The organism is Aciditerrimonas ferrireducens, from assembly GCF_023130475.1.
Classification (GTDB): Bacteria; Actinomycetota; Acidimicrobiia; order Acidimicrobiales; family UBA8190; genus Aciditerrimonas; species Aciditerrimonas ferrireducens.
In genome coordinates this window covers 63,117-87,902 of the sequence record NZ_JAKHEX010000004.1, presented here as the reverse complement: position 1 = coordinate 87,902, position 24,786 = coordinate 63,117, and the positions used below count along the sequence as shown (strand labels likewise).

23 protein-coding genes, 1 tRNA gene and 1 pseudogene are annotated in these 24,786 nt (G+C 74.0%); 21 read left to right on the top strand and 4 right to left on the bottom strand.

Annotated elements, in window-relative coordinates:
* Positions 1–2: 2 nt before the first annotated feature.
* Entirely contained in the window at positions 3–419 is a 417-nt protein-coding gene (locus tag Acit_RS04285; protein ID WP_248106075.1) for a TraR/DksA family transcriptional regulator, read from the top strand.
* A gap of 349 nt (positions 420–768) precedes the next feature.
* Positions 769–1,497 (top strand): site-2 protease family protein, encoded by a 729-nt coding sequence (locus Acit_RS04280; protein ID WP_248106073.1) that lies wholly within the window; start codon positions 769–771, stop codon positions 1,495–1,497.
* Between the two features lie 18 nt (positions 1,498–1,515).
* Here Acit_RS04280 and trpS read toward each other — a convergent pair whose 3' ends face one another.
* Positions 1,516–2,535, bottom strand: coding sequence for a tryptophan--tRNA ligase (trpS, locus tag Acit_RS04275; protein WP_248106070.1), 1,020 nt, complete (start codon positions 2,533–2,535; stop codon positions 1,516–1,518).
* Between the two features lie 79 nt (positions 2,536–2,614).
* Here trpS and Acit_RS04270 point away from each other — a divergent pair, with 79 nt between their 5' ends.
* Genes Acit_RS04270 through cmk form a run of 6 tightly spaced genes read left to right on the top strand, consistent with a single transcriptional unit; the run spans position 2,615 to position 7,846 of the window.
* Complete coding sequence (locus Acit_RS04270; RefSeq protein ID WP_248106067.1) at positions 2,615–3,409, top strand: segregation and condensation protein A; 795 nt, start codon at positions 2,615–2,617, stop codon at positions 3,407–3,409.
* Complete coding sequence (gene scpB, locus Acit_RS04265; RefSeq protein WP_248106065.1) at positions 3,406–4,065, top strand: SMC-Scp complex subunit ScpB; 660 nt, start codon at positions 3,406–3,408, stop codon at positions 4,063–4,065. Before Acit_RS04270 ends, scpB begins: the two co-directional genes overlap by 4 nt.
* Positions 4,062–4,844 (top strand): pseudouridine synthase, encoded by a 783-nt coding sequence (locus Acit_RS04260; RefSeq protein ID WP_248106063.1) that lies wholly within the window; start codon positions 4,062–4,064, stop codon positions 4,842–4,844. The genes scpB and Acit_RS04260 overlap by 4 nt, the downstream gene beginning before the upstream one ends.
* A gap of 11 nt (positions 4,845–4,855) precedes the next feature.
* Positions 4,856–5,224, top strand: a complete 369-nt coding sequence (gene aroH / locus Acit_RS04255; RefSeq protein ID WP_248106061.1) for a chorismate mutase — start codon at positions 4,856–4,858, stop codon at positions 5,222–5,224.
* The gene (locus Acit_RS04250; RefSeq protein ID WP_248106059.1) at positions 5,221–6,348 is read left to right on the top strand and encodes a prephenate dehydrogenase/arogenate dehydrogenase family protein; all 1,128 of its coding nucleotides are present in this window, start codon (positions 5,221–5,223) and stop codon (positions 6,346–6,348) included. The genes aroH and Acit_RS04250 overlap by 4 nt, the downstream gene beginning before the upstream one ends.
* Before the next feature lie 10 nt (positions 6,349–6,358).
* Complete coding sequence (gene cmk, locus Acit_RS04245) at positions 6,359–7,846, top strand: (d)CMP kinase (RefSeq protein ID WP_248106057.1); 1,488 nt, start codon at positions 6,359–6,361, stop codon at positions 7,844–7,846.
* 230 nt (positions 7,847–8,076) lie between these two features.
* On the opposite strand, the gene Acit_RS04240 is transcribed toward cmk, so the two are convergent.
* Both Acit_RS04240 and ispH read right to left on the bottom strand, forming a co-directional pair.
* Entirely contained in the window at positions 8,077–9,015 is a 939-nt protein-coding gene (locus Acit_RS04240; RefSeq protein ID WP_248106055.1) for a glycosyltransferase family 2 protein, read from the bottom strand.
* A 41-nt stretch (positions 9,016–9,056) separates the two neighbouring features.
* The gene (gene ispH, locus Acit_RS04235; protein WP_248106052.1) at positions 9,057–10,109 is read right to left on the bottom strand and encodes a 4-hydroxy-3-methylbut-2-enyl diphosphate reductase; all 1,053 of its coding nucleotides are present in this window, start codon (positions 10,107–10,109) and stop codon (positions 9,057–9,059) included.
* A 48-nt stretch (positions 10,110–10,157) separates the two neighbouring features.
* Here ispH and Acit_RS04230 point away from each other — a divergent pair, with 48 nt between their 5' ends.
* From Acit_RS04230 to Acit_RS04205, 6 genes and pseudogenes are all read left to right on the top strand, one after another.
* The gene (locus Acit_RS04230) at positions 10,158–11,606 is read left to right on the top strand and encodes a DUF512 domain-containing protein (RefSeq protein ID WP_248106050.1); all 1,449 of its coding nucleotides are present in this window, start codon (positions 10,158–10,160) and stop codon (positions 11,604–11,606) included.
* A pseudogene (locus Acit_RS04225) lies at positions 11,594–11,953 on the top strand (GTPase); the annotation flags it as partial. The gene Acit_RS04230 and the pseudogene Acit_RS04225, both read left to right, overlap by 13 nt.
* A 118-nt stretch (positions 11,954–12,071) precedes the next feature.
* The gene (locus tag Acit_RS04220; RefSeq protein ID WP_248106238.1) at positions 12,072–12,932 is read left to right on the top strand and encodes a GTPase; all 861 of its coding nucleotides are present in this window, start codon (positions 12,072–12,074) and stop codon (positions 12,930–12,932) included.
* Positions 12,929–14,467 (top strand): acyl-CoA carboxylase subunit beta, encoded by a 1,539-nt coding sequence (locus Acit_RS04215; RefSeq protein WP_248106237.1) that lies wholly within the window; start codon positions 12,929–12,931, stop codon positions 14,465–14,467. Before Acit_RS04220 ends, Acit_RS04215 begins: the two co-directional genes overlap by 4 nt.
* Positions 14,468–14,810: 343 nt before the next feature.
* Positions 14,811–15,116, top strand: coding sequence for a hypothetical protein (locus Acit_RS04210; RefSeq protein WP_248106048.1), 306 nt, complete (start codon positions 14,811–14,813; stop codon positions 15,114–15,116).
* A gap of 116 nt (positions 15,117–15,232) precedes the next feature.
* A tRNA-Pro gene (locus Acit_RS04205) sits at positions 15,233–15,310 on the top strand.
* 13 nt (positions 15,311–15,323) lie between these two features.
* Here the strand turns inward: Acit_RS04205 and Acit_RS04200 are convergent.
* Positions 15,324–16,043, bottom strand: coding sequence for an EscU/YscU/HrcU family type III secretion system export apparatus switch protein (locus Acit_RS04200; RefSeq protein ID WP_248106046.1), 720 nt, complete (start codon positions 16,041–16,043; stop codon positions 15,324–15,326).
* Between the two features lie 565 nt (positions 16,044–16,608).
* Here Acit_RS04200 and Acit_RS04195 point away from each other — a divergent pair.
* From Acit_RS04195 to Acit_RS04165, 7 genes are all read left to right on the top strand, one after another.
* A complete protein-coding gene (locus tag Acit_RS04195) occupies positions 16,609–16,989 on the top strand; it encodes a type II toxin-antitoxin system VapC family toxin (RefSeq protein WP_248106043.1) in 381 nt (126 codons plus the stop codon).
* Between the two features lie 339 nt (positions 16,990–17,328).
* On the top strand, positions 17,329–19,014 hold the full coding sequence (locus Acit_RS04190) for a methyl-accepting chemotaxis protein (RefSeq protein ID WP_248106041.1): 1,686 nt from the start codon (positions 17,329–17,331) through the stop codon (positions 19,012–19,014).
* 29 nt (positions 19,015–19,043) lie between these two features.
* The gene (locus tag Acit_RS04185) at positions 19,044–21,350 is read left to right on the top strand and encodes a chemotaxis protein CheA (RefSeq protein ID WP_248106038.1); all 2,307 of its coding nucleotides are present in this window, start codon (positions 19,044–19,046) and stop codon (positions 21,348–21,350) included.
* Positions 21,347–21,799, top strand: a complete 453-nt coding sequence (locus Acit_RS04180) for a chemotaxis protein CheW (RefSeq protein WP_248106036.1) — start codon at positions 21,347–21,349, stop codon at positions 21,797–21,799. The genes Acit_RS04185 and Acit_RS04180 overlap by 4 nt, the downstream gene beginning before the upstream one ends.
* 42 nt (positions 21,800–21,841) lie before the next feature.
* Positions 21,842–22,723 (top strand): response regulator, encoded by an 882-nt coding sequence (locus tag Acit_RS04175; protein WP_248106030.1) that lies wholly within the window; start codon positions 21,842–21,844, stop codon positions 22,721–22,723.
* On the top strand, positions 22,720–23,883 hold the full coding sequence (locus Acit_RS04170) for a protein-glutamate methylesterase/protein-glutamine glutaminase (RefSeq protein ID WP_248106027.1): 1,164 nt from the start codon (positions 22,720–22,722) through the stop codon (positions 23,881–23,883). The genes Acit_RS04175 and Acit_RS04170 overlap by 4 nt, the downstream gene beginning before the upstream one ends.
* Positions 23,880–24,725: a CheR family methyltransferase gene (locus tag Acit_RS04165; protein WP_248106025.1), complete on the top strand. Its 846-nt coding sequence runs from the start codon at positions 23,880–23,882 to the stop codon at positions 24,723–24,725. Before Acit_RS04170 ends, Acit_RS04165 begins: the two co-directional genes overlap by 4 nt.
* The last annotated feature ends 61 nt before the right edge of the window (positions 24,726–24,786 follow it).

Here is a 24,786-nt window from a genome sequence, read left to right as displayed (position 1 = left end):
GGGTGGCAGCGGACACCTCGCGGCTCCAGGCGCCCTCGCAAGGCGCGCCGACGGAGGCCCCCCCGAGCGGGAGCCCCGACGGGGAGGTCCCGGACTTCCGCGCCCTCCTCGAGCAGGAGCGCCAGGAGCTCCTGGGCAAGCTGGCCGAACTCGGTGTCGGCGACGGCCAGGAGCTCCACTACGACCCGAACTTCGCCGACTCCAGCCAGGTGACAGCCGAGCGGGGCGAGGTCGAGGCCCTGGCCCAGACTCTCCGGGAGGCCCTCGACGAGGTCGAGCGGGCCCTTGCCAAGCTCGACGAGGGGACCTACGGCATCTGCGAGGTCTGCGGTCGGCCCATCGCCACCGCCCGCCTCGAGGCCAAGCCGGCGGCCCGTCGCTGCATCGACTGCGCCTCCAAGGGCAAGACGGCACCCTGAGGCCGTGGCCCCGTCCGAATCCCCGCCGGACGACACCGAGCCCGAACGCGGGAACGGGCCGGCGGTCCCACCGGGGCGTCCCGCCCGGCCCCCGCAGGCGCCACCCGCGCCGCCAGGGTGGGGACCCTGGGCGCCGCCCCAGGACCCCGCCCAGCCCGGAGGGTGGGGGCCGCCGCCAGGTGGCTGGCCGCCGGGGGGCTGGGGTCCCCCTCCCGGCGGGTGGCCGGCGGGGGGCTGGTCCGGTGGCACCGGGCCAGGGGGCTGGCCGGGCGGCGGTCAGCCCCCGAACGGTCGCCCCGACCGGCACCGCTCACGTGCCGGTGGGCGTCCCGGCAACGACCCTCGGCTCGTGGCCCTCCTCATCGTGGTCGTCGCCCTGGTGGTGGTCCTCGTCCGCTCCCATCACCTCAGCCTCCTGTCCGTCCTCGTCTTCTGCGTCCTGATCCCCTCCGTCATCCTCCACGAGATCTCCCACGGACTCGTCGCCCTGGCCTGCGGCGACGACACGGCCAAACGGGCGGGCCGGCTCACCGTGAACCCCCTGGCCCACGTAGACGTCGTCGGAACCATCATCGTGCCGGTCATCATGGTGCTGAGCGGCATCGGGGCCTTCGGCTGGGCCAAACCCGTCCCGGTCGACGTCAGCAAGCTCCGCAGCCCCCGGAACCAGGCGGTCCTCGTCGGCCTGGTCGGCCCGGCCACCAACATCGTCCTCGCGCTCGTCGCCGCCTTCGTCTACCGGGACCTCGTGCCGGCCCACGACAAGCTCGGGGTGCTCCTGACCGGCAACCTGAGCGCCCAGCCGGTCTGGGCCCAGATCGTCTTCCTCGTGGGCTACGTCAACGTCATCCTGGCGGTCTTCAACCTCATCCCGCTCCCGCCCCTCGACGGCTCGGCGGTCGTCGAGCGCCTCATCCCGGACCGCTGGCTGCCCGGCTACTACCGCATCCGCCCCTTCACCTTGATCCTCCCCCTGGCCCTCATCGTGCTCTCCTCCCTCGGCGGTCCCGGCGGGGACCTCCTCAACCACATCTTCGACCCCGCCCTCAACTGGTGGGGTCGAGTGGTGGGGATCTGAGCTGAGCCGCCGGCCCCCTCAGCCGACCGAGGACGGGGGGAGGAGGCCGACCCGCTCGGCTGCCAGGTCGTAGGTGGCGCACGCCACCTCCCGGGCCTGGGCGGCGCCCTTGGCCAGGACCCGCTCCAGCTCCCCAGGGTCGGCCAGGACGGTGGCGTACCGGTCCCGGATCGGCTCGAGCAGGGCCACCAGCGCGTCGGCCACCGCCTCCTTCAGTGCCCCGTAGCTCGAGAACTGCCCCGCCAACGTGGTCGGGTCCCCGCCGGCGCTGGCCGCCAGCAGCTCCAGGAGGTTCGAGACCCCCGGCTTCCTGGCCGGGTCGTAGCGCACCTCCCCGTCGGAGTCCGTGACCGCCCGCCGCACCTTCCGGCGCAGGACCTCGGGCGGGTCCACGACCAGCACGGTGCCCTGCGGGGAAGCCGCCGACTTCGACATCTTCCGGGTCGGCTCCTGCAGGTCCATCACCCGGGCCCCCACCGGCGGCACCGCGGCCTCGGGCACCGTGAAGGTCGGCCCGAACCGGTGGTTGAACCGCTCGGCCAGGTCCCGCGCCAGCTCCAGGTGCTGGCGCTGGTCGTCCCCCACCGGCACCCGGTCCGCCTGGTAGAGCAGGATGTCGGCGGCCATCAGCACCGGGTAGGTGAACAGCCCGACCGACACCCCGGCCTCGGCGCCCTCGCCGCCGTGGCGCCCCACCTTGTCCTTGAACTGGGTCATCCGCCGCAGCTCCCCGAAGGCCGCCTGGCACTCCAGCAGCCAGGCCAACCGGGGGTGCTCGGGGACCTGGCTCTGCAGGAACAGGGTGCAGCGGGCCGGGTCCAGGCCCACCGCCAGCAGGCAGGCCACGGCTTCCAGCGTCCGGCGGCGCAGGGCCTCGGGGTCCTGGGGCACGGTCAGGGCGTGGAGGTCCACCACGCAGTAGAACGCGTCGGCCTGGTCCTGTTCCGCCACCCACGAGCGGAACGCCCCCAGGTAGTTGCCGAGGTGCATCTCGCCGCTGGGCTGCACGCCTGAGAGGACCCGGGTCACGGCCGCCATCGTAGGAGACCCTCGGCCCGGCCCCGCCCGGTCCCGCCCGGTCCACGGTTCGCCGAGCCCGCTCCGCTATCGTCGGCCCGTGGCCGTGCTCGTGGCGACCCCGGTCTACCAGGGGCCGGTCGGCGACCTCCTGGCCCTCGTCGGCGAACGCAAGGTCGACCTGCTCGACGTGCCCCTCGCCGAGGTCGTCGAGGTCTTCGTCGCCCGTCTCCTCGAGGCGCCACCCAGCCTCGAGGACACCAGCGAGTTCCTCCTGGCCCTGGCCGTCCTCCTCGAGCTCAAGTCCCGCCTCCTCCTCCCGGCACCCACCGACGCCGAGGTCGAGGAGGACCTCGCCGACCTCGAGGCCCGGGACCGCCTCGTGGCCCGGCTCGTCGAGCTCCAGGCCTACTCGGCGGCCGCCGCCGAACTGGCCCGCCTCATGGACGACGCGGCCCGCTCGGTGCCCCGTCGAGCCGGCCTCGAGCCGCCCTTCGACCAGCTCGCCCCCGACCTCCTCACCGGGGTCACCCCCGAGGACCTCGCCGCCGCCTACCGCCGGGCCCTCCAGCCCCGGCCCGGCCCCCCGGTCCTCGACCTCTCCCACGTCACCGTCGAGCCGGTCACCGTCGCCGAGGCGGTCACCGAGCTCGTGGCCGCCCTCCCGAACCTCGGCCGGGCCACCTTCCGGGACCTCACCCGGCACTGCCGCACCACCATGCAGGTCATCGTCCGCTTCCTCGGCCTGCTCGAGCTCTGCAAGCGAGGATGGGTCGACCTCGACCAGGGCGAGACCTTCGGCGACCTCGAGGTCCGCTGGCTCGCCCCCCCGGGCACCGAGGAGACCGGCGCGCTGGCCGAGGAGCTCGTCGAGGTGGAGGAGTACGAAGGGTGACCGACAAGACCCAGCCCGCACCCTGGCAGCCCGACCCGCCCAGGACCCTCGCACCGACCGAGCGGGCCGTCGAAGCCGTCCTGCTCGCCGCCGTCGAGCCGGTTCCCGTCAGCCTCCTGGCCGAGCTCCTCGAGGAGCCCGCCGAGGAGGTGACCAGGACCTGCCAGGCGCTCGCCGCCCGCTACCGGGCCGAAGGCCGCGGCTTCGTCCTGGCCGAGGTGGCCGGCGGGTACCGCCTCCAGACCCACCCCGAGATGGCTCCCTTCGTCGAGCGCTTCGCCCGCCAAGGCCTCTCGGCCCGCCTCTCCGCAGCTGCCCTCGAGACCCTCGCCGTCGTGGCCTACAAGCAGCCGGTCTCCCGTGCCCAGGTGGCCGCCGTCCGGGGGGTCAACGTCGACGGCGTCATGCGGCTCCTCGTCCAGCGGGGCCTCGTCGCCGAGGTCGGCCACGCGCCGGGGCCCGGCCAGCCGACCCTCTACGGCACCACGCCCCTCTTCCTCGAGCAGCTCGGCCTCGCCTCCCTCGACCAGCTCCCCCCGGTCGAGGAGCTCGTGCCGGACCTCGAGGTCGTCGAGCTCCTCGAAGCCAGGGTCCGGGGCGTCCCGACCGACGACCTTCGGCCCGCGGCCGACCCATCCCTCGACGAGGACCCGTGATCCGGGCACCCGCCCGTCGAGCCGCGCCGCCCCCCGCCCAGCCCGCGTCCGACGACGCCGGCCGGGGCGAGCGCCTCCAGAAGGTCCTCGCCCGGGCCGGCCTCGGCAGCCGCCGGGCCTGCGACGAGGCGGTGGCCGCCGGCCGGGTGACCGTGAACGGCCGCCCGGCCCGGCCCGGCGAGCGCGTCGACCCGACCCGGGACCGCCTTGCCCTCGACGGGGTGCCGGTGGCGGTCGCCCCCGGGCTGGTCCACTACCTGCTCCACAAGCCCGCCGGGGTCGTCTGCAGCACCAAGGACCCCGCCGGGCGCACCCGGGCCCTCGACCTCGTCCCCCCCGAACCCCGGGTCTTCACCGTCGGCCGGCTCGACGTCGCCTCCGAGGGGCTCCTCGTCCTCACCAACGACGGCGAGCTCGCCCAGCTCCTCACCCACCCGTCCCACGGCGTCGAGAAGGAGTACCTCGTCCGGGTCGAGGGCCGCCCCGGCCCGGGCGCCATCGCCCGGCTCCGCCGAGGGGTCCTCCTCGAGGACGGGCCGACCGCCCCGGCCAAGGTCGGCCTCGTCGCCCCCGACACCCTGCGCATCGTCGTCCACGAGGGCCGCAACCGCCTCGTCCGCCGCATGTGCGCGGCCGTCGGGCATCCCGTCGTCCGCCTCGTCCGGGTCCGCATCGGCCCGCTTCGGGACCCCCGCCTCGCCCCCGGCCAGTGGCGCCGCCTCGAACCCGCCGAGGTCCGGGCCCTCGCCGAGGCGGCCGGCCGCCCGAGCCGCCGCTAGCATCCCTGGCCGTGCCGACCGCCGTCCGAGCCCTCCGAGGCGCCACCACCGTCGACGAGGACACCCCGGAGCAGATCACCGAGCGGGTCCAGACCCTCCTCCGCACCCTCCTCGAGCGCAACGGGCTCACCAAGGAGGACCTCATCAGCATCCTCTTCACCGCCACCGAGGACGTCGTCTCCATGTTCCCGGCGGCCGCCGCCCGGGCCATGGGCCTCGGCGACGTCCCCCTCATCTGCGCCCGGGAGCTCTCGGTGAAGGACGCCACCCCCATGTGCCTGCGGGTCATGGTCCACTGCTACACCGACCGCTCCCGGGCCGAGCTCCACCACGTCTACCTCGAGGGGGCCCGACACCTGCGGGACGACCTGCCGGCGTGAGCACCGCCCCGGTCGCTGCCGCCCCGCGAGCCACCGGGCGCCGCCGTCGACGGGCCGGGGCCGGTCGAGCCGAGGTCATCGGCACCGGCCTCATCGGCGCCTCGGTCGGCCTCGCCCTCCGGGCCCGGGGCTGGCGGGTCAGCGGCCGGGACCAGGACCCCGGCGTCGCCGCCGCCGCCCTCGCCGCCGGCGCGGTCGACCAGGTCGGCGAAGACCCCGAGGCCGACCTCGTCGTCGTCGCCACCCCCCTCGGGGCGACCACGGCCGTCGTCCGACAGGTCCTCGCCACCCGACCGAACCCCGACCTCGTCGTCACCGACGTCGCCAGCGTCAAGGCCGGGGTCGCCCACGCCGTCGACGACCCCCGCTTCGTCGGCGGCCACCCCATGGCCGGCTCCGAGCAGCTCGGGGTGGCCGGGGCCGACCCGACCCTCTTCGAAGGGGCCACCTGGGTGCTCACCCCCACCGCCCGGACCGACCCCGAGGCCTTCGCCCGGGTCCGCGCCGTCGTCACCTCCCTCGGCGCCGAGGTCGTCGCCCTCGAACCGGCCCGCCACGACGCCCTCGTCGCCGTCATCTCCCACGTCCCCCACCTCACCGCCGCCACCCTCATGAACCTGGCAGCCACCCGCGCCGAGGAGCAGGCGGCCCTCCTCCGTCTCGCCGCCGGCGGCTTCCGGGACATGACCCGCGTCGCGGCGGGCGAACCCACCATCTGGCCCGACGTCTGCCTCGCCAATCGGGCCGCCATCGTCGACACCCTCGACCTGCTCCTCGACGCCCTCCACCGGTTGCGGGACCAGGTGGCCGCGGGGGACCGCGCCGCGCTCCTCGAGGCCCTCCAGCGGGCCGCCTCGGCTCGCCGCGCCCTCCCGGTTCGGGGCCAAGCGCCCCGCACCCTCGCCGAGGTCCGCGTCCCCGTCCCCGACCGGCCCGGAGTCCTCGCCGAGATCACCACCCTCGCCGGCTCCCTCGGGCTCAACGTCTGGGACGTCGAGATCGCCCACTCTGCCGAGGGCAGTCGAGGGGTCCTCGTCCTCGTCGTCGACGCCCAGGGGGTCGGGGGCCTCCTCGAAGCCCTCCGGCGCGCCGGCTACCGGCCCTCCTGGCAGGAGCTGGCCTGAAAGGGGAGTCGTGACCCAGCCAGCCACGCCCCGACCGGCCCCCGACCGTCTCGTCGTCGCCATCGACGGGCCCTCGGGCGCCGGCAAGTCCACCGTCGCGGCGCTCCTCGCCGCCCGCCTCGGCGCCGCCCGGCTCGACACCGGCGCCATGTACCGGGCCGTCACCCTCGCCGCCCTCCGCCGCGGCGTCCCCCTCGACGACGAGCCGGCCCTCGCCGCCCTGGCCCGCCGGCTCGTCCTCGACGTGGCCGACGACCGCGTCCTCCTCGACGGCCAGGACGTCGCCGCCGCCATCCGCTCCCCCGAGGTCGACCGCGCCGTCTCCCACGTCGCCGCCCACCCCGCCGTCCGGGCCGTCCTCGTCGACGCCCAGCAGCGCTGGATCCAGGACCACCCCCGGGCAGTCGTCGAGGGTCGGGACATCGGCACCGTCGTGGCCCCCGGCGCCGACCTCAAGGTCTACCTGACCGCCCCGCCGGCCGAACGGGGTCGCCGTCGAGCCGCCCAGCGCGCCGGTCAGGCCGCCGACCCGGCGGCCGAGACCGCGGCCCTCGAGGCCCGGGACCGCCTCGACGCCGGGCGGGCCGCCTCGCCCCTCCCCAGGCCCGAGGACCTCGCCGCCGACGCCGTCCTCCTCGACACCGCCGGTCAGTCCCCCGACGCCATCGTCGACGAGCTCCTCGCTCGCCTCGGGCCCCGCCGTGCCACCCCCTCCGCACCCCAGTCACCCGTCGCGTCCCAGCCCCTACCGGGGATCGGGGCCCGAGCGGCCCGGCGCCTCGCCGACTGGCGCGCCCGCAGCGACCCCCGCGGCCCCTGGCCGCCCGAGATCGGCCTCGGCCCCCGCAGCTATCGGGCGGTCCGGCGCCTCGTCCGGGCCATCAACCGGACCGCCTGGCGGGTCACCGTCCACCACCCTGAACGCCTCCCGACCAGTGGGCCCTACATCATCGCCCCCGCCCATCGCAGCTTCGTCGACTTCTTCGTCGTGGCCGAGTTGACCCCTCGAACCCTCCACTACATGGCCAAGGCCGAGCTCTGGCGCAGCCGGCTCCTCGGGGCGCTGATCGGGGTCCTCGGTGGCTTCCCGGTGGACCGCGAGGGCGTCGACCGTCAAGCCATGAGCCGGGCCGAGACCGTCCTGGCCCGCGGCGACGTCCTCGTCGTCTTCCCCGAAGGGCGCCGTATCGAAGGGCCCCAGCTGGCACGCCTCGAGGAGGGCGTGGCGTTCCTCGCCGCCCGCAGCCAGGTGCCCGTCGTCCCCGTCGGCGTCGGCGGGACCCACCGGGTCCTCCCCAAGGGCCGCTGGCTGCCCCGCCTGGTCCCCGTCCACCTCGTCGTCGGCGAACCCCTCGCCCCGCCGCCGCGCTCGGAGCGGGGCCGGGTGGCTCGCCACCAGGTCCATGCCCTCAACGAGGCCCTCGCCGCGGCCCTCCAGGCCTGTCTCGACGAGGCCCGCCGGCTCGCCGGGGACGACCCACCGACCAGCGCCTCCTAGAGCGAGGCGATCCTCGCTCGACCAGTCCGCTGGCCCGAAGGCCCGTTTGCGTGGCGGATTCGCTGCGGAAAGAGGTGCTGGGAGGGGACAGTCGGGGAGGGTGGCGCCACGTTTCACAACATGTCACACAAACTCCACAACGCCGGCAGGGGAACGACCGGGGCCCGCGTCGGTCGACCACGAACGCTCGGCCCACACCGAACCGTCCCCGTCGACCGGACGCGGCGAGCTCAGGGCAGCGCGGGACGGCCACCCAGGCCGGGCAGGCGGCGGCGTTCCCGCCAGGCGGTCCGGGCGATGACGCTGGCGTAGCGGAAGCCGAACCAGAGGTTCCCGCCCTTCTTCGAGTGGCCCGACGCCCGGGGATGCCAGACCGTCGGGCGCTCGGCCAGGCGGAAGCCGCAGGCTGCCGCCGACAAGAGCAGCTCGGCCGTCTGGTACTGGTCCTGCTCGAGGCGAACGGCCCGCAACACCTCGATCCGCAGGGCCCGGAACCCGTTCGACGTGTCGGTGAGGCGCTGGCCGGTCAACCAGGAGAGCAGCGCCGAGAACACCACGACGCCCGCCCGCCGGAACCGGTCGGCGGTGCGGTCCTGGCCGAGCCGGCGACTGGCCACCACGAAGTCGGCCTCCCCGGCAAGGACCGGCGCCAGCAGCCCAGGAACTTCCCGAGGGTCGTTCTGGCCGTCGGCGTCGACGGTCACGACGTAGCGGGCCCCGAGCTCGTCGCAGAGCCGGTAGCCGAGGCGGAGAGCGACCCCTTGGCCCATGTTGACCGGCAGGCGGGCGCAGAGGGCTCCGTGGGCCGCCACGACGTCCTCGGTACCGTCGTCCCCCCCGTCGACCACCACCAGGGTCGAGACCGCCAGGTCGCCGATGGCGGCGGGCACTGCGTCGAGGACCGGGCCGATGTTGTCGGCTTCCTCGTAGGCGGTGATGAGGACCACGACGGGGGCGAGGCGGGCTCCTGGGTGCCGCCGCTCGAAGTCTTGCCGCCCCAGACCCATGACCAGGTCCCGGACGGCCGCCTGCCGTCGGACCGTGGCAGCGTCCCGACCCCAGCTGGTCGACCGGCGATTCGCGGTCGCGGCCGGGGAGCGGCGCGCCGACCCGAGGGGCTCGGGACGCTTCGCGGCGGGGGAGGGTGACGACTCGGCGACGGGCGGCATGGCGGCAGTTTCCCACGGCCGTCGCCGGGGGACGGCCCGGCTTAGCGGCTCCCGAGGGTGGCGAGCACGGTGGCCGCCGGCTGGCTCCCGTCGGGGAGCGGCCCCCGCTCGGCCGGCGGCTCGGGCGCGCCGAGGAGGGTGCCGAGGGTGCGCTCCAGGGCACGCAGGACGTCCCGGAGCTCGGGGGGCGGCGGGAAGTACTCCTCCTCCTCGACCACTCGAACCTCCTCGACGCCGTCCCGGGGAGCCAGGCGCCGGACCACCTCGTCGACGAGCGGCTCGGGGGCAGAGGCGCCAGCGGTCACCCCGACGACCCCGTCGAGGTCCCCGGGCAGCTCCTCGGCCCTGTTGACCCGGAGGACCCGGGGGCAGCCAGCGGCTTTCGCCACCTTCTCGAGGGCCAGGGTGTTGGAGGAGTTCGCCGAGCCCACCACCACCAGGGCCTGGACCTGACCGGCGATGGCCTTGAGGGCCGCCTGCCGGTTCGTGGTGGCGAAGCAGAGGTCCGAGCGGCCCGGGGTCCAGAGGTCAGGGAAGAGGGCCTCGGCCCGTTCCCGCAGGCCCGCCCAGTCGTCGACGCTGAGCGTCGTCTGGGCCAAGAGGGCGACCGGGGCACCCGGCTCGATGCTGGCAGCCGCCTCCGTCAGGTCCTCCTCGTCCTCCACCAGCCGGACCGCCTCGGGGGCTACGGCCGTGGTGCCCTGGGCTTCCTCGTGCCCCCGGTGCCCGACGTACAGGATGGTGTAGCCCCGCTTCGCCCGGACCTTGACCTCGTGATGGACCTTGGTGACCAGTGGGCAGACGGCGTCGACCACCAGTCGGCCCTGCTGGCGGGCCTGGGAGGCCACCTCGGGAGCGGTCCCGTGGGCCGAGAGCATGAGGGGGGCACCCGGGGGTACCTCGGTGACGTCGTCGACGAACACGACGCCCTGGCGTCGGAACTGCTCGACCACCACCTGGTTGTGGACGATCTCGTGGTAGCAGTAGACGGGCGGATCGAAGACCCGGACCATCCAGGCCAGGGCCTTGATCGCCTTCTCCACGCCGGCGCAAAAGCCCCGGGGGGAGGCCAGCAGCACCCGCTCGACCGGCATCCGTCTCAGCGTACCGGGCCGGGGCAGGGCAGCGGGTAGCGTGGTCCCGTGCCGGCTCCTCGCGTGGTGGCTGTGGCGCCGGGCTCGCCGGCGGCCGTCGCCGGCCTCGAGGTGGGCGACGAGCTGCTCGCGGTCGACGGCCAGGCGCCCCGGGACGTCATCGCCTACCGGTTCCTGACCGATGGGCAGGACCCCGTCGTGACCCTCCAGCGGGGCCGCGAACTGCTGGAGGTCGGGATCGAGAAGCCAGCGGGCGTGCCGCTTGGCGTGGAGGTCTCCTCGCCGGTCTTCGATCGGGTCCGGACCTGCGACAACCACTGCGCCTTCTGCTTCATCTACCAGCTCCCGAAGGGCCTGCGGCGGAGCCTCTACGTGAAGGACGACGACTACCGGCTGTCGTTCCTCTACGGGAACTTCACCACCTTGACCCGCTTCACCGAGCTGGACCTCGAGCGGGTCGTGGCGGAGCGGCTCTCGCCGCTCCACGTGTCGATCCACGCCACGGACCCCGAGGTACGGGCCCGCCTGCTGCGCAACCCCCGTGGCGCCACGAGCCTCCGCTGGTTGCGCTGCCTGCTCGACGCCGGCATCGAGGTCCACGGCCAGATCGTGGTCTGCCCGGGGATCAACGACGGGCCGGTCCTCGAGGCCACCGTGGCGGACCTGCTCGACGGCTACCCGGAACTGGCCAGCGTGGCGTGCGTGCCCCTGGGTCTGAGCCGGCACAGCGCCGAGCCGGCGATGCGGCCGCACCGGCCCGAGGAGGCGGAGGCCGTCCTCGAGACCGTGACCGCCTGGCAGGAGCTGGCGATGGCGGCGATCGGCCGGCGCTTCGTGTTCGCCGCGGACGAGTACTACCTCATGGCCGGCTGGCCCTTCCCGGGCCCCGAGACCTACGAGGGCTACCCCCAGCACGAGAACGGGGTGGGGATGGCCGCCGCCTTCGCCGAGGCCTTCGCCGGGCGGGCATTGGCCCCGCCACGGCCGAGCGGCTTCTTCCAGGCGGTGGACGGCGCGCCGCCCGCCGGCTACCGGGCGGTTCGTCTGCCCTCGCCGCGCCGGCGCTCTGGGCGCGCCGCCGTGGCCGATGCCGCAGCGGGACGGCCGGTGACGATCCTGACCGGGGAGTTCGGGGCCCAGGTCCTTCGGCCCGTCCTGGCCGAGGCCGGCTGGTTGGCGCCGGCCGGACCGGTGGAGGTGCGGGGCGTGCCGAACCGGTTCTTCGGCGGCACGGTCGGGGTGACGGGCTTGCTCACCGGGGCCGACCTCGCGCCGGTCCTGGCGACGGTCCCGGCTGAGCACCGGGTCCTCCTGCCCGACGTCTGCCTCTCCGAGGGGCGTTTTCTCGACGGCAGCGGCCTGGAGGACCTCGGACGGGCAGTCGAGGTGGTCCCGACCGACGGGGCCGCCCTCCGGGCGGCCCTCGAGGCCAGGGGACCGGCGGTGGGCGAGCCGGCGTCCGCCAGCGGGGGCGAGGAGGGGTTGTGGGCGAGCTGAGGGCTTCGGTCGGCACGGACCCCGGTCCCGGTCGCCTGCCGGTGGTGGCCGTGGTGGGCCGGCCCAACGTCGGCAAGTCGACCCTGGTGAACCGGCTCGTGGGGCGCCGGGTGGCGGTGGTGGAGGAACGGCCGGGGGTGACCCGGGACCGGCTGGCCGTCGAAGCCCAGTGGGCGGGGCGACGCTTCGTGGTGCTCGACACCGGCGGCTGGCTGCCCCGGGGCGACGCCCTCGAGGCGAAGGTCTCGGCCCAGGCCGAGCGGGGCCTCGCCGAGGCAGACCTGGTCCTCTTCGTCGTGGATGTCACGGTGGCCCCGACCGAGGAGGACCTGGCCATGGCCAGGCTGGTCCGTCGGGCCGGTCGGCCGACCTTGCTCGTGGCCAACAAGGCCGACAACGACCGCCGAGAGGTCGACGCCTGGGCCTACCTGGCCCTCGGGCTCGGCGACCCCTTCCCGGTGTCGGGTGCTGGCGCAGCTGCCGGTGGCGCCCGAGGCGGCGGTGGCCGGGGAACCAGGTGCAGGCGCGGTGGCCGACGAGGAGGAGCCGGCAGACCCGGCGCTGGCCGTGGCCATCGTGGGACGGCCGAACGTGGGGAAGTCCACGCTCTTCAACCGGCTGGTCGGCGAGGAGCGGGCCGTGGTGCACGACCTGCCGGGCACCACCCGGGACGCCCTGGACACGCTCCTCGCGACCCCCGAGGGACCGATCCGGTTCATCGACACCGCTGGCATCCGGCGCCGGTCCCGGCACGAGGAGGGGAGCGAGTTCTACGCCATGGTCCGCTCCTTGCAGGCCATCGACCGGGCCGACGTGGTCCTTTTGGTGGTGGACGCCACCGAGGGGGTCTCCCACCAGGACCAGCGCCTGGCGGAGCGGATCGGGGCGGCGGGCAGCCCGGTGGTGGTGGTCCTGAACAAGTGGGAGCTGCTGCCCACCGAACGCCGACCCGAGGTCCTCGACGGGGTGGCCGACCGCCTCGCGTTCCTCGGCGAGGTGCCCGTGGTGAAGGTCAGCGCCCGCACCGGCCTGGGCGTCCACAAGATCCTCCCGGCCCTCCGGCAGGCCGGGGACGCCTACCGGCAGCGGGTCCCGACCGGCGAGCTGAACCGGGCGGTCCGGGCCGCCCAGGAAGCCCATCCGGCACCCGGCGGGGCCCGGATCCGCTACGCCGTCCAGGCCACCGCCGAGCCCCCGACCTTCACCCTCTTCGCCAGCCGTCGGCTGCCCCCCACCTACCTCCGCTACCTCGAGCGCCAGCTCCGGCAACGGTTCGCGCTGGGGCCGACGCCGGTGGTCTTCCGCGTGCGGGTCGGGGGGCGATGACCGGGCAGGTGGACCAGGCGGCGCGCCTCGCGGCGGCCAGCGCCCGGGCGCTGGCTGGACGGGGGCCGCAGGCCGAGGCCCGGCTGGCCGCCCAGGGCAAGCTGCCGGTCCGCCGGCGCCTCGAGCTGCTGCTCGACCCGGGGTCCTTCGTGGAGGACGGCTTGCTGGCGAACGCCCTCGCCGAGGACCTGCCGGCCGACGGTGTGGTGACCGGTCGGGGCGCGGTCCTCGGACGGCCGGTCTGCGTGGCGGCGAACGACCCGACGGTGAAGGCCGGGTCCTGGGGGGCCCGGACGGTCGAGAAGCTGGTCCGACTCACCGAGTACGCCCTGGCGCACGAGCTGCCGGTCTTCTGGCTCGTGGACTCGGCCGGCGCCCGGATCACCGACCAGGTCGAGCTGTTCCCCGGGCGCCGGGGGGCGGGGCGGATCTTCTACAACCAGGTCCGGCTCTCGGGGAAGGTGCCCCAGATCTGCTGCCTCTTCGGCCCGTCGGCGGCCGGTGGGGCCTACATCCCGGCCTTCTGCGACGTGGTGTTCATGGTCGAGGGCAACGCCTCCATGTACCTGGGGTCCCCTCGGATGGCTGAGATGGTGGTGGGGGAGCGGACGACCCTCGAGGAGATGGGTGGGGCCGCCATGCACTGCACGATCTCGGGCTGCGGCGACAACCTGGTGTCCGACGACGCGGCCGCCATCGAGGCGGCCCGGCAGTACTTCTCGTACCTGCCGGGCACCTGGCGGGAGGACCCGCCCCTGGCGGTGCCCGAGGAGCCACTCGAGCCCTTTGGGGCAGGCCTGCTGCCCGAGGATCCCCGCGAGGCCTACGACGTCCATCGGGTCATCGAGGCCCTCGTGGACGCGGGCAGCTTCTTCGAGCTCAAGCCGGCCTTCGCCCCCGAGCTGGTGGTCGGCTGGGCCCGCCTCGCCGGGCACCCGGTGGGGATCGTGGCCAACAACCCGGCGGTGCGCGGCGGGGTGCTCTTCGTCGACTCGGCCGACAAGGCCGCCCGCTTCGTCTGGTGCGCCGACGCCTTCAACGTGCCCCTGATCTTCCTGGCGGACGTTCCCGGGTTCATGATCGGCTCGGCCGTCGAGCGCCAGGGCATCATCCGGCACGGCGCCAAGATGATCACGGCCGTCTCCGAGGCGACGGTCCCCAAGCTCTGCGTCGTCCTCCGCAAGGCCTACGGCGCTGGCCTCTACGCCATGGCTGGGCCGGCCTTCGAACCCGACGCCACCGTGGCCCTGCCGACTGCGGAGATCGCGGTCATGGGGCCCGAAGCCGCGGTGAACGCGGTCTACGCCAACAAGATCGCCGCCATCGAGGACCCCGAGGCCCGGGCCGCGTACGTCGAGGAGCGCCGGCGGGAATACCAGGAGGACGTCGACCTCCTGCGGCTGGCCGCCGACTTGGTGGTCGACGCCGTCGTCGAGCCCGAGCGTCTCCGCGACGAGCTCATCGCCCGCCTGGCCACCGCCGCCGGCAAGGACCGCCGGTTCAGCGACCGTCGCCATGGGGTTCCCCCGGTCTGAGGACGAGGACCTGCCCGTGCCGCCCGCCGCCCAGGACCCCGCCCCCAAGGACCGGGCCCCGGCGTCCTCGGCGTCGCCCCGTCGAACCCGGCGGGACGGGACCGCCTCGGCTCCGACCCGGGCCCGCCCGAGTGGCAAGCGTCCACGCCAGGGTCAGGAGCTGGCCCCCGGGCATCGCAAGGAACACACACCCGACGGTCGACGGGCGCCGGCTGACCGGGCCGCCGGCCGAGCAGGGGGCACGACCCCCCGCTCGTCGACCTCACCGGCCGCACCCGAGACGGGCACAGCCACGGCCCAGAAGCCGAGGCCCGCTCGTCCGGCCCCGCCGGCCACCGAGGCGGTGCCACGGGGCGACCGACAGCGGCGGCAACGGCGACCGGCAGCGGTCGCCGTCGAGGAGGAACCCGCGGCTGCGGCCGAGGCGGCCCAAGCCGGGGAGGACACGGCCGAGGCCCTCTGGTGCCCGACCTGCGAGACCCACGTCCCCATCGCCGACCTCGACGACGACGACGCCTGCCCCACCTGCGGCCAGCGCCTCGGGGCCCGCAGGGTCCCCCTCAAGTTCAAGCTCATGATCGCCGCCTCGGTCATCTACCTCGGCTACCGGGCTTACCAGGGCATCACCTGGGTCGCCCACCACGTCTAGGGACACCGGCCAGGGGCCTCACGTCGAGCGCGAGGCCTCCGGCGCAGGAAAGGCATCGGGTCCGCCCGCCCGCTGCGCCGGTGCCCGACCCACCTCGGCTAGGCTCCCTGCCCGTCCGGGCTGTGGCGCAGCTTGGTTAGCGCGCTTGACTGGGGGTCAAGAGGTCGCCGGTTCAAATCCGGCCAGCCCGACCAGGAAAACCCCAGCTCAGTGGCCTTTTCCCTTGAGGCCCTCGACCGGAGCCCCCTCCGTGCCACGGTCGTGCCACAAAGCTTCGAGCTGTCCCCGGACCTGCTCAAAAGGGTCCCGCCTGCGGTGCCCGGAGACGTCCATGGTCACGGTCATGGATGAGTGCTCCATGAGGGTGTGGGCGTAGGTCGGCTGGTTCCGCCGGCGGCTGCGACTGAGGCGGCCGGTGCCGACGATCGCTGAGGAAGTGGACCCCACCATGACCCAGACGGGTCGGCGGTGGACCCGCCCGGCGTGGCGAACCACGTCGGGGAGGGTGAAGGCGAAGGCGAGGAGCCGGGCGACCCCGTGGTAGCGCTCGATGAGGATCAGGTCGTCGAGGTCACGAGCGGCGAGCAGGTCGGCACCCTTGGCGACGACCCGGGGGGCCTGGCCGCTGCCCGGCTCGTAGCGCAGCGCCACCGCGACGTGCGTCGGGTTCGTCACCACCACGTCCGCTTTCGCCACCGCGGCCATCATGCGGAGCCGGGAGAGGGCCCGCTGCTTCTTGCGGATCTGGCCCTTGAGGAGCGGGTCGCCCTCGTGCTGGCGGAAGCCCTCTTTCACCTCCTGCTTGGTCATCTTCAGTTGCTGGTTGACCCGGCGGCGCTGGAAGGCGTCGTCGAACCCGGCGAGCACCAGCCCGGCCAGGGCCACTTCCCGCACCAGGCCCACGAGGGCGCCCCCGGCGTAGGCCACGGCGGGGCCGATGCGAGTCAGCCGCCGCCATCCACGCGGACGGGGCCGAGAACAGCCCCGTGACGCCTGTCGACAAGTTCAGCCCGAAGCACCGGTGCCGACCTGTGTATTAGGTCGATATCATGCCGATATGACTATTGGAGCATTCCTGGCCGACCACGTATAATGCCCATTGGGAAGGTCATCGGCGAGGGAAGGAGCGGAGGGATCATGGCCAGCCCCAGCCAAGGAGCGTGCCTGTGTGGGTGCGGTGAGCACCCACGACGGGGGAAATTCGTCGCAGGACACGATCAGCGTGCGGCCGGTGTCCTCATTCGAGACGCCTACGGCACGGGGAACCTCGCCGAGGCCGTCGAGGAGTGGCAACGTCAGCACCCAGGCGAGACGATCGCCCAGAAGGCGGCGGAGCGGTCAAGCGGTCTGGCAGGTGTCAAGGCAGCCCAGGCTCTCGTCAGGCGCTCTCGGCGGGAGGTCAGCGGCTCTCCGTCCGTGACCGATGAGCTGATCGCTGAGCGGCGGGCCGAGCAGCGAGATCGGCTCGGTGCCTAGGCAACGCCGGCGTGAGGTGGTCGCGGATGCCTCAGCGATCCTCGCTGTCCTCTTTGACGAAGACGGCGGGGACGTGGCGGCACCCCGGCTCGCTCGAGCCGTCGTCTGTTCGGTGAACGCCGCCGAAGTCGAGGCGAAGCTGTTGGATCACGGCGTTCCCGCAACCGACCACGACGAGATCTGGCGGGACCTCGAGGTCGCCATCGCGCCGTTCGATCGTGCCACGGCGAGGATCGCCGCCGGCATCCTCCACCGCCATCGGCGGAAAGGCATGTCGCTTGGTGACGCTGCGTGCCTGGCTACTGCTGCTCAGCTCGATCTCCCGGCGATGACGGCAGACCGCATGTGGTCCGAGATCGACGATGCGGCGATCACCGTGGAGGTGATTCGGCGATGAGGGTCGTGCTCGGCCGCTCGCCATCGCTCTCGGGAGGGGACGTGACGATTTCGTCGTGGCCGGTGCTTCCGACGAGGTGAGCGAGCCTCCTCGCCAGCCGACCATCCCCTCGGAGCCTGCTGGCGTCACGTCCCCTTCACCTCCCTGGGGTCGGGGCCAGGGGGCTGCGAGCAGGTCCTGCCTCGTCGCCCCGCTCGACCTCTCTCCAGTCAAGTCACCCAGGGTGTCCTCCCGTTGACCGCTTAGCGTCTTCAGGTAGCGGTTCGCCCGGCCGATGCCCCGTGCAGCGAGCAGGGTCCTGGAGGCGGGACCCGCCCGAGGAAGGCCGAGGAGGAGGCGATGACGAACCGGGCTGGAGAGGGGCGCGCCCGCACCGAGGCGGGCAAGGCGGGCGGGGCGTCCGCCACCCGGTCGGGCCGAGCGACGTCGACCCGTCGGCGGCCGGCGGCTGCTGCCCGGGAGGGCGGGGTGCTGGCCGACCTGCGGGTCCTCGAAGCCGATCCGGAGCTGGAGGTCCTGCTGCAGCGGCTGCCCGTGGCGCGGGTCGACCTCGAAGGGATCATCCGCTTCGCCAACGAGTCCCTCGAGACCCTCCTGGGGTACGGCCCGGGCGAGCTGGAGGGCAAGCACCACGGGGTGCTGCTGGACCCCGAGGTCGCCAGCGCCGAGGACCACCGGCAGCGTTTCGCCGAGGTCCTCGGCGGCCAGGTCCGGCCGCTCGAAGCCGCCGTGCGGGGCAAGGACGGCCGGCCCCGCTGGCTCCAAGGCTGCTACCTGCCCGTGGCCGGCTCCGACGGCGTGGTCTCCCACGTCCTCCTGGTCGGCGTCGCAGCGCCGGAGACGCTGAGCCTCCTCGACGCCTACTCCCGGGCCGCCGCCCTCCTCGTCTACGACATGGAAGGCAAGGTCGTCGACGTCAACCCGACCTTCCTGGCCAGTCTGGGTCTCAAGCGGGACCAGGTGCTCAGCCTGACCAAGGAGGCCTTCGCCGACGCCGAGACCCGAGCCTCTGCGGAGTACCAGGAGCTCTGGGAGGCCCTCGCCCGAGGCGAGTCCCGCACCGGGGAGTTCAAGCGCTCGACGAACGAGGAGGAGCGCTGGATCCAGGCCAGCTACCTCCCGATGCTCGACGACCAGGGCCGCCCCTGGCGCATCGCCGTCTCCTTCACCGACGCCACCGACCGGGTCATGCTCCGTCGCCAGACCGCTCAGGCGGTCCAGGACGCCCAGGAGATCGCCGGTGGGGTCAGCGAGGCCGCCGAGGACCTGGCCACCTTGGGGGAGGAGCTTCGGGCCACGGCCGGCGAGACCACCGCGCAGGCCGAGGCGGTCTCCAGTGCCGCCGAGGAGGTCAACGCCAGCGTCCAGACGGTCTCGGCGGCGGCGGAGGAGCTGGCCACGAGCTTCTCGACCGTGGCCGACAACGTCGAGGAAGCCGCTCGGGTCATCGGCACGGCCGTCGAGGCCGCCTCGACCGCCCGCGAGACCATCGAGCGCCTGGGGGTCTCCAGCCGGGAAGTCTCCACCGTCAGCAAGGTCATCGCCTCCATCGCCCAGCAGACCAACCTGCTGGCCCTGAACGCCACCATCGAGGCGGCCCGGGCGGGGGAGGCCGGCAAGGGGTTCGCCGTGGTGGCCAACGAGGTCAAGGAGCTGGCCAAGCAGACCGCCCAGGCCACCGAGGACATCGGCCGGATCATCTCGACCAGCCTCGCCGACTACGCCGAGGCGGTCAGCGCCATGGAGGCCATCGGCCAGGTCATCGAGCAGATCAACACCTTCTCGGGGGCCATCGCCGAAGCCACCCGGGACCAGCGGGCCACGACGAAGATGGTGGCCGAGACCATCAACCAGGCGGCCAGCGGTACCGGCGAGATCGCCCGCAACATCAGCGGGGTGGCCGGCACCGCCCAGCGCACCTCCGAGATGGCTGTCCGGGGCGAGGAGCAGACCCAGCGCCTCCGGGACCTCGCGCAGCAGCTCCAGGACCTGGCGGCCGGGTTCCGGGCCAGCCTCGAGGGCTGACCCGCGGGACGGGCGAGGGAGCGCGCACCATGGCCGAGGGCGAAGTCGACGAGGTCCTGGCCGAGTTCCTGGCCGAGAGCCTCGAGGGTCTCGACGCCATCGAGCAGGCCTTCGTCGTGCTCGAGCAGCGGCCCAAGGACGAGGCCACGCTGGCCGCCATCTTCCGCACCATGCACTCCCTGAAGGGCTCCAGCGGCTTCCTCGGCTTCCCCCATCTCGAGCGCCTGGCCCACGCCGCCGAGAGCCTCCTCGCCGAGCTGCGTGCTGGGCACCTCGAGCTGACGCCGGAGATCACCACCGCGCTCCTCCGCACCGTCGACGTCACCCGCCAGGTCCTCGACGTGGTCGAGCGGACCGGCAGCGACGGGGACGACGACCACACCGAGCTCGTCGCCGAGCTGGCTCGCCTTCGAGGTGACACCCAGGGTGCGGCCGGGCCCGACCAGGAGCCACCGCCCCCCCTGGTGCCCAGTGCCCCTCCCCAGGCCAGTGTCCCTCCCCGGGACGGGACGGCGCCGGTCTCGCCGCCCGCCGAGGCCCCCACGGGCGCGACCCCCGTGGAGCGAGCAGAGGAGTCCGCAGGGTCTCCTGCCACCACGGGGCCCGGCGCGCCGAGCACCATCCGGGTCGACGTCGGTCTCGTTGACCGGCTCATGACGCTGGTGGGTGAACTGGTCCTCGCCCGCAACCAGGTCCTCCAGTGCAGCGCGAAGCAGCAGGACCGGACCCTCCAGGAGACGGCCCAGCGACTGAACCTCGTCACCTCGGAGCTCCAGGCAGCCGTCACGAAGACCCGCATGCAGCCCATCGGGCGGCTCTACGCCCCCCTGCCCCGGGTGGTCCGGGACCTCGGGCTGGCCTGTGGCAAACGGGTCGAGCTGGTCCTCGAGGGCGCCGAGACCGAATTGGACCGGACCATCCTCGAAGCGGTCAAGGACCCCCTCACCCACCTGGTCCGCAACGCCGTCGACCACGGGCTCGAAAGCCCCGAGGAACGTCGGGCGGCCGGCAAGCCCGAGGTGGGCCAGCTCCGGGTCCGGGCCTTCCACGAGGGGGGCACGGTGACCGTCGAGGTGGCCGACGACGGGACCGGCATCGACCCGGCGGCCGTCCGGGCCCGGGCCCAGGCCGCGGGCCTGCTCAGCGCCGAGGCGCTCGCCAAGATGGACGACCGCCAGGTCCTCGAGCTCATCTTCCTCCCCGGCTTCTCTACCGCCGCCACGGTCACGACCATCTCCGGCCGGGGGGTCGGCATGGACGTCGTCCGCTCCAACGTCGAGCGCATCGGCGGCACGGTCGACCTCCAGTCGACCCCGGGGCTCGGCACGACGGTCCGGGTCAAGCTGCCCCTCACCCTCGCCATCATCCCGACCCTCGTCGTCCGCCTCGGCCAGGACCGCTACCTCGTGCCCCAGGTCCACGTCCTCGAGCTCGTCCAGCTCGACCAGGCCCGGGCCGCCGAGGTCCTCGAGCGGATCGACGGGGTGTCGCTCCTGCGCCTCCGGGATCGCCTGGTCCCCCTGGTCGACCTGGCCGAGGTCCTCGGCCTGCCCCGGCGGGACCTCCTCCGCCCCGCTGAGGGGACCGGGACCGAGGGGACCGACAGCGAGGAGGTGGCCAGCGTCGTGGTCCTCCAGTCCGAGCGGGTCCGCTTCGGCCTCCTGGTCGACGACGTCGTCGACACCACCGAGATCGTCGTGAAGCCCCTGGGTCGCCAGGTCCAGCACCTGCGGGTCTTCGGCGGGGTGACCATCATGGGGGACGGTCGGCTGGCCCTCATCCTCGACGTCCTGGGCATCGTGGCCCGGGCCGGTCTGGCCAGCGGCGACGAGGAGCGCCTCGGCGGCCGAGCCGACCGGCAGGACGAGCTGGGCCCCGAGGAGGACCGCAACGGGGTGCCCCGGGCCACCCTCCTGCTCCTTCGGGCCGGGACGGCTCGGGCCGCGCTGCCCCTCCAGGTCGTCGAGCGCCTCGAGGACCTCGGGGAGCGTGCCCTCGATTGTGCCGGCGGGCGCGAGGTCCTGGCGTACCGCGGCGGCATCCTCCCCCTGGTTCGCCTTGCCGATGTCGTGACCGCCGGAGCGCCCCCCGGCGACGAGACCGATCTCCGCATCGTTGTGATCCGCCATCGCGACCAGCGTTTCGGGCTGGTCTGCGGCGAGATCCAGGACATCGTCGAGGAGGCCCTCGAGCTCGAACCCCTCGAGGACCGCCCGGGCGTCGCCGGACTCGGCCTGGTCGGCGGGGAGGTCACCGAGATCCTCGACGTCGCCGCCCTGGCCCACCTGGCCCGCCAGGGGACTCGAGGCGTTCCCGTCGGGGCGGGCCGGCCATGAGCGGGCTCACAATGCTGGACGACCAGGTCTGCACCTTCGAGGTGGCCGGCCACCTCTTTGGCCTGCCCGTCACCGAGGTCCAGGAGGTCATCCGCCACCAAGAGGTCACCCGGGTGCCCCTGGCCCCCGCCGCCGTCGAGGGCCTCGTGAACCTCCGGGGGAACGTGGTGACCGTGGTCGACGCCCGTCGCCAGTTCGGCTTCCCCCCGGAGCCGCCCGGCGAGGAAGCCGTCGACATCGTGGTCCGCAGCGCCGGCGGCCTGGTCAGCTTGGCCGTCGACCGGATCGGCGACGTCCTCACCGTCGACCCGGCCCAGCGCGAACCAGTCCCGGCCACGGTCCACGGTCGCCTCCGGCGCCTGGTCCGAAGCGTCAGCCAGCTGCCCCAGGGCCTCCTGCTCCACCTGGACCTGGAGGCCGCCGTCGAGGTCACCCCCGAGGACGGGTGACGAGGAAGATCGAGCAAGAGCGAGGAGAGGAAGGAGGCAGGGGTGCGGGTCCTCGTCGTGGACGACAGCAGGGCCATGCGGATGCTCATCCGACGAGAGCTCCGGTCGGTGGAAGGGGTCGAGGACGTCCTGGAGGCCGACAGCGGCCAGGCGGCCATCGCCGTGCTCGAGACCGAGCCCATCGACCTGGTGCTCAGCGACTGGAACATGCCCGAGATGAGCGGCATCGAGCTGCTCACGACCTTGCGAGCCTGGGGCTGGCCAGGGCGCTTCGCGTTCCTCACCTCCGAGTCCGGCACGGCCACCGCCACGCAGGCGGCCGAGGCTGGCGCCTCGTTCCTCCTCACCAAGCCCTTCAGCGCCGAGGACCTCGCCCGCCACATCGCCCGGGTCTTCGAGGACGACTCGACCCCTGTCCCCGAGGCTCCCGCCGAGGCCCCTGGGCAGCAGGGGCACCCGACCGGCGAGGCTCCCGGCGTCGAGGAGGTCCTCCAGGGTCTGCTCCGCCGACCGGTCAGCGCCCGGCCGGCTGGACCGCCTCGCCTCGAGGTGGCCCGGGCCCTCGCCCGCTACCAGGACCACCAGGGCAGGGTGGTCGCTCTTGGCATCGCCGAGATCGCCTTCGCCGCCTCGGCCGGGGCTGCCTTGTCCATGCTGCCGCCCGCCACCGCAGCCGAGTGGGCCCAGGCCGGGGTGCTCACCGAAGCCGTCGCCCAGAACTTCCACGAGGTGGCCAACGTCCTCTCCCGGGTGGCCCACCACGGCGGGGCCAAGTGCAGCCTGAAGGAGGTCACCTTCTTGGCCCCCTTCGAGAAGCCCGAAGAGTTCCCCCGCATCGCCGATGCCCACCACCAGGAGAACCTCGAGATCACCGTCCAGGGCTACCAGGCCGGGCGGGTGAGCTTCGTGTCCCTCGAGCCATGAGCAGGCTGCTCCCCTTGGGGCAAGCCGAACCCCTCCGGGTGGTCCTCGTCGACGACTCGGCCCTCGTCCGTCGACTGGTCGGTGGCGTCCTGCGAACAGAAGACGACCTGGTCGTGGCCGGCACCCTGGTCGACGGCCAGCAGGCGGTCGAGCAGATACCCGAGCTCCGGCCCGACGTGGTCGTTCTCGACGTCGAGATGCCCCGGCTCGACGGGCTCGAGACGCTCGCCGCCCTGCACCAGTCCTGCCCCGGTCTCCCGGTCGTCATGTACTCGTCCCTCACCGAGCGGGGCGCTGCGGTCACCCTTGAGGCCCTGGCCCGGGGGGCAGCAGACTACGCCACGAAGCCCAGCGCCACGACCAGCCGGGAGGAGGCCGAGGCGTGCCTCCGCCGGGACCTCCTTCCCCTCGTGCGCCTCTGGGGCCGCATCGGCCGGGCCCGGCGCCTGGGCGAGCGGGTCGCCACCCGCGGGCACGAGGTCAGCCAGCCGGCCCCGCCGCGCCACGTTCCAGAGCCGCCGCTGGCCAAGCACCACGACCAGCCGGGCCGCACCCGGCGACCGACCCGACCCGAGGTGGTGCTCGTCGGGGTCTCCACCGGCGGGCCCAGCGCGCTCGCCGAGCTCCTGCCAGCTCTGCCCGCCGGCCTCGGGGTACCGGTGCTCGTCGTCCAGCACATGCCTGCGATCTTCACCCGCCTCCTGGCGGAACGGCTCGACCGGGCCTGTCCCTTGCGGGTCCGCGAGGCTCTCGACGGCGAACCCCTCGAGCCCGGGACCGTCCTGGTGGCTCCCGGCGGCCGGCACCTCGCCGTGGATCGCCGGGGCGGGCAGATGGTCGCTGCCTGCCTCGACGATCCGCCCGAGCACTTCTGTCGGCCGGCAGTCGACGTGCTGTTCCGCACCGCCGCCGCCGTCTACGGGCCGGGGGTCCTGGCCGTCGTCCTGACCGGCATGGGCAGCGACGGCCTGGCCGGAGCCCAGGCGATCGTGCGGGCCGGGGGGGCAGTGCTCGCCCAGGACGAGGCCAGCTCCGTGGTCTGGGGGATGCCCGGGGCCGTCGCCCGAGCCGGCCTAGCCGAAGCGGTCCTGCCGCTCGCCGAGCTGGCCCCGGCGATCGCCGCCCGGGTCGCCCCCTCGCCGGTCGGAGCCACGCAGTGAGCCCGGCGGCAGAGGAGCTCGCCGCCGACGACCAGGACCTCGCCCAGCTCCGGCTCCTCCTGCGGTCCCGGGCTGGCCTCGAGCTGCCCGCTGAGAAGGCCTACCTGGTTCGCAGCCGCCTGGCCGGCCTGTTGGCCGAGCTCGAAGCCGGCTCGCTCGGGGAGCTGCTCGCCGCCGTGGCCCACGGGCGCGACGAGCGGCTGGCCCAGCGGGTGGTCGAGGCCCTCACGACGAACGAGACCTCCTGGTTCCGAGACGGCGCCCCCTTCGAGGCTCTCCGCACCATCGTCCTGCCCGAGCTGGTCCGCCGCAGTGCCCAGACCGGCCGTCTGGCGATCTGGAGCGCTGCGTGCTCTACCGGTCAGGAGCTCTACAGCATTGCCATGCTCCTCGACCCGGCCCGCTTCCTCCTCCCGCAGGGCACCGTCGAGCTCGTCGGCACCGACCTCCACACCGCCCTGGTCGCGCGCGCTGCCGCCGGTCGCTACAGCGCGGCCGAGGTGGCCCGGGGGTTGCCGCCCGAGCTCCTGGCTCGCTACTTCCGCCCGGTGGAGGGGGGGTTCGAGGTCGTCCCGGCCTTGCGGGCCATCACCCGCTTCTTCCCTCTCAACCTGGCTGGGCCTTGGCCAGCTCTGCCGCGCTTCGACCTCGTCCTGCTCCGCAACGTCCTCATCTACCTCGCACCCGAGGTCCAGCAGGCGGTGGTGGCGAAGGCCGCCGCCCAGCTCGCCCCCGGGGGCCTGCTGCTCCTCGGCGCGGCCGAGCTGCTCCTCGGGGCCGCGAGCGGCCTGCGGCCCCGGCTGGTCGGCGGCGTCACCTTCTACGAACGGGTCGACGGCTGAGGATGCTCGTGCTGCCGGGGACCCCGACCGACGCCCAGCTCAAGGGCTCTGGGGTCGGAGC

Bases quoted from the DNA above. Each gene is read 5' to 3' on its own strand.
- Acit_RS04240 (WP_248106055.1), bottom strand. From the start codon at position 9,015: ATGCCGCCCGTCGCCGAGTCGTCACCCTCCCCCGCCGCGAAGCGTCCC.
- trpS (WP_248106070.1), bottom strand. From the start codon at position 2,535: ATGGCGGCCGTGACCCGGGTCCTCTCAGGCGTGCAGCCCAGCGGCGAG.
- Acit_RS04180 (WP_248106036.1), top strand. From the start codon at position 21,347: ATGAGCGGGCTCACAATGCTGGACGACCAGGTCTGCACCTTCGAGGTG.
- ispH (WP_248106052.1), bottom strand. From the start codon at position 10,109: ATGCCGGTCGAGCGGGTGCTGCTGGCCTCCCCCCGGGGCTTTTGCGCC.
- Acit_RS04190 (WP_248106041.1), top strand. From the start codon at position 17,329: ATGACGAACCGGGCTGGAGAGGGGCGCGCCCGCACCGAGGCGGGCAAG.
- Acit_RS04215 (WP_248106237.1), top strand. From the start codon at position 12,929: ATGACCGGGCAGGTGGACCAGGCGGCGCGCCTCGCGGCGGCCAGCGCC.
- Acit_RS04185 (WP_248106038.1), top strand. From the start codon at position 19,044: ATGGCCGAGGGCGAAGTCGACGAGGTCCTGGCCGAGTTCCTGGCCGAG.
- Acit_RS04170 (WP_248106027.1), top strand. From the start codon at position 22,720: ATGAGCAGGCTGCTCCCCTTGGGGCAAGCCGAACCCCTCCGGGTGGTC.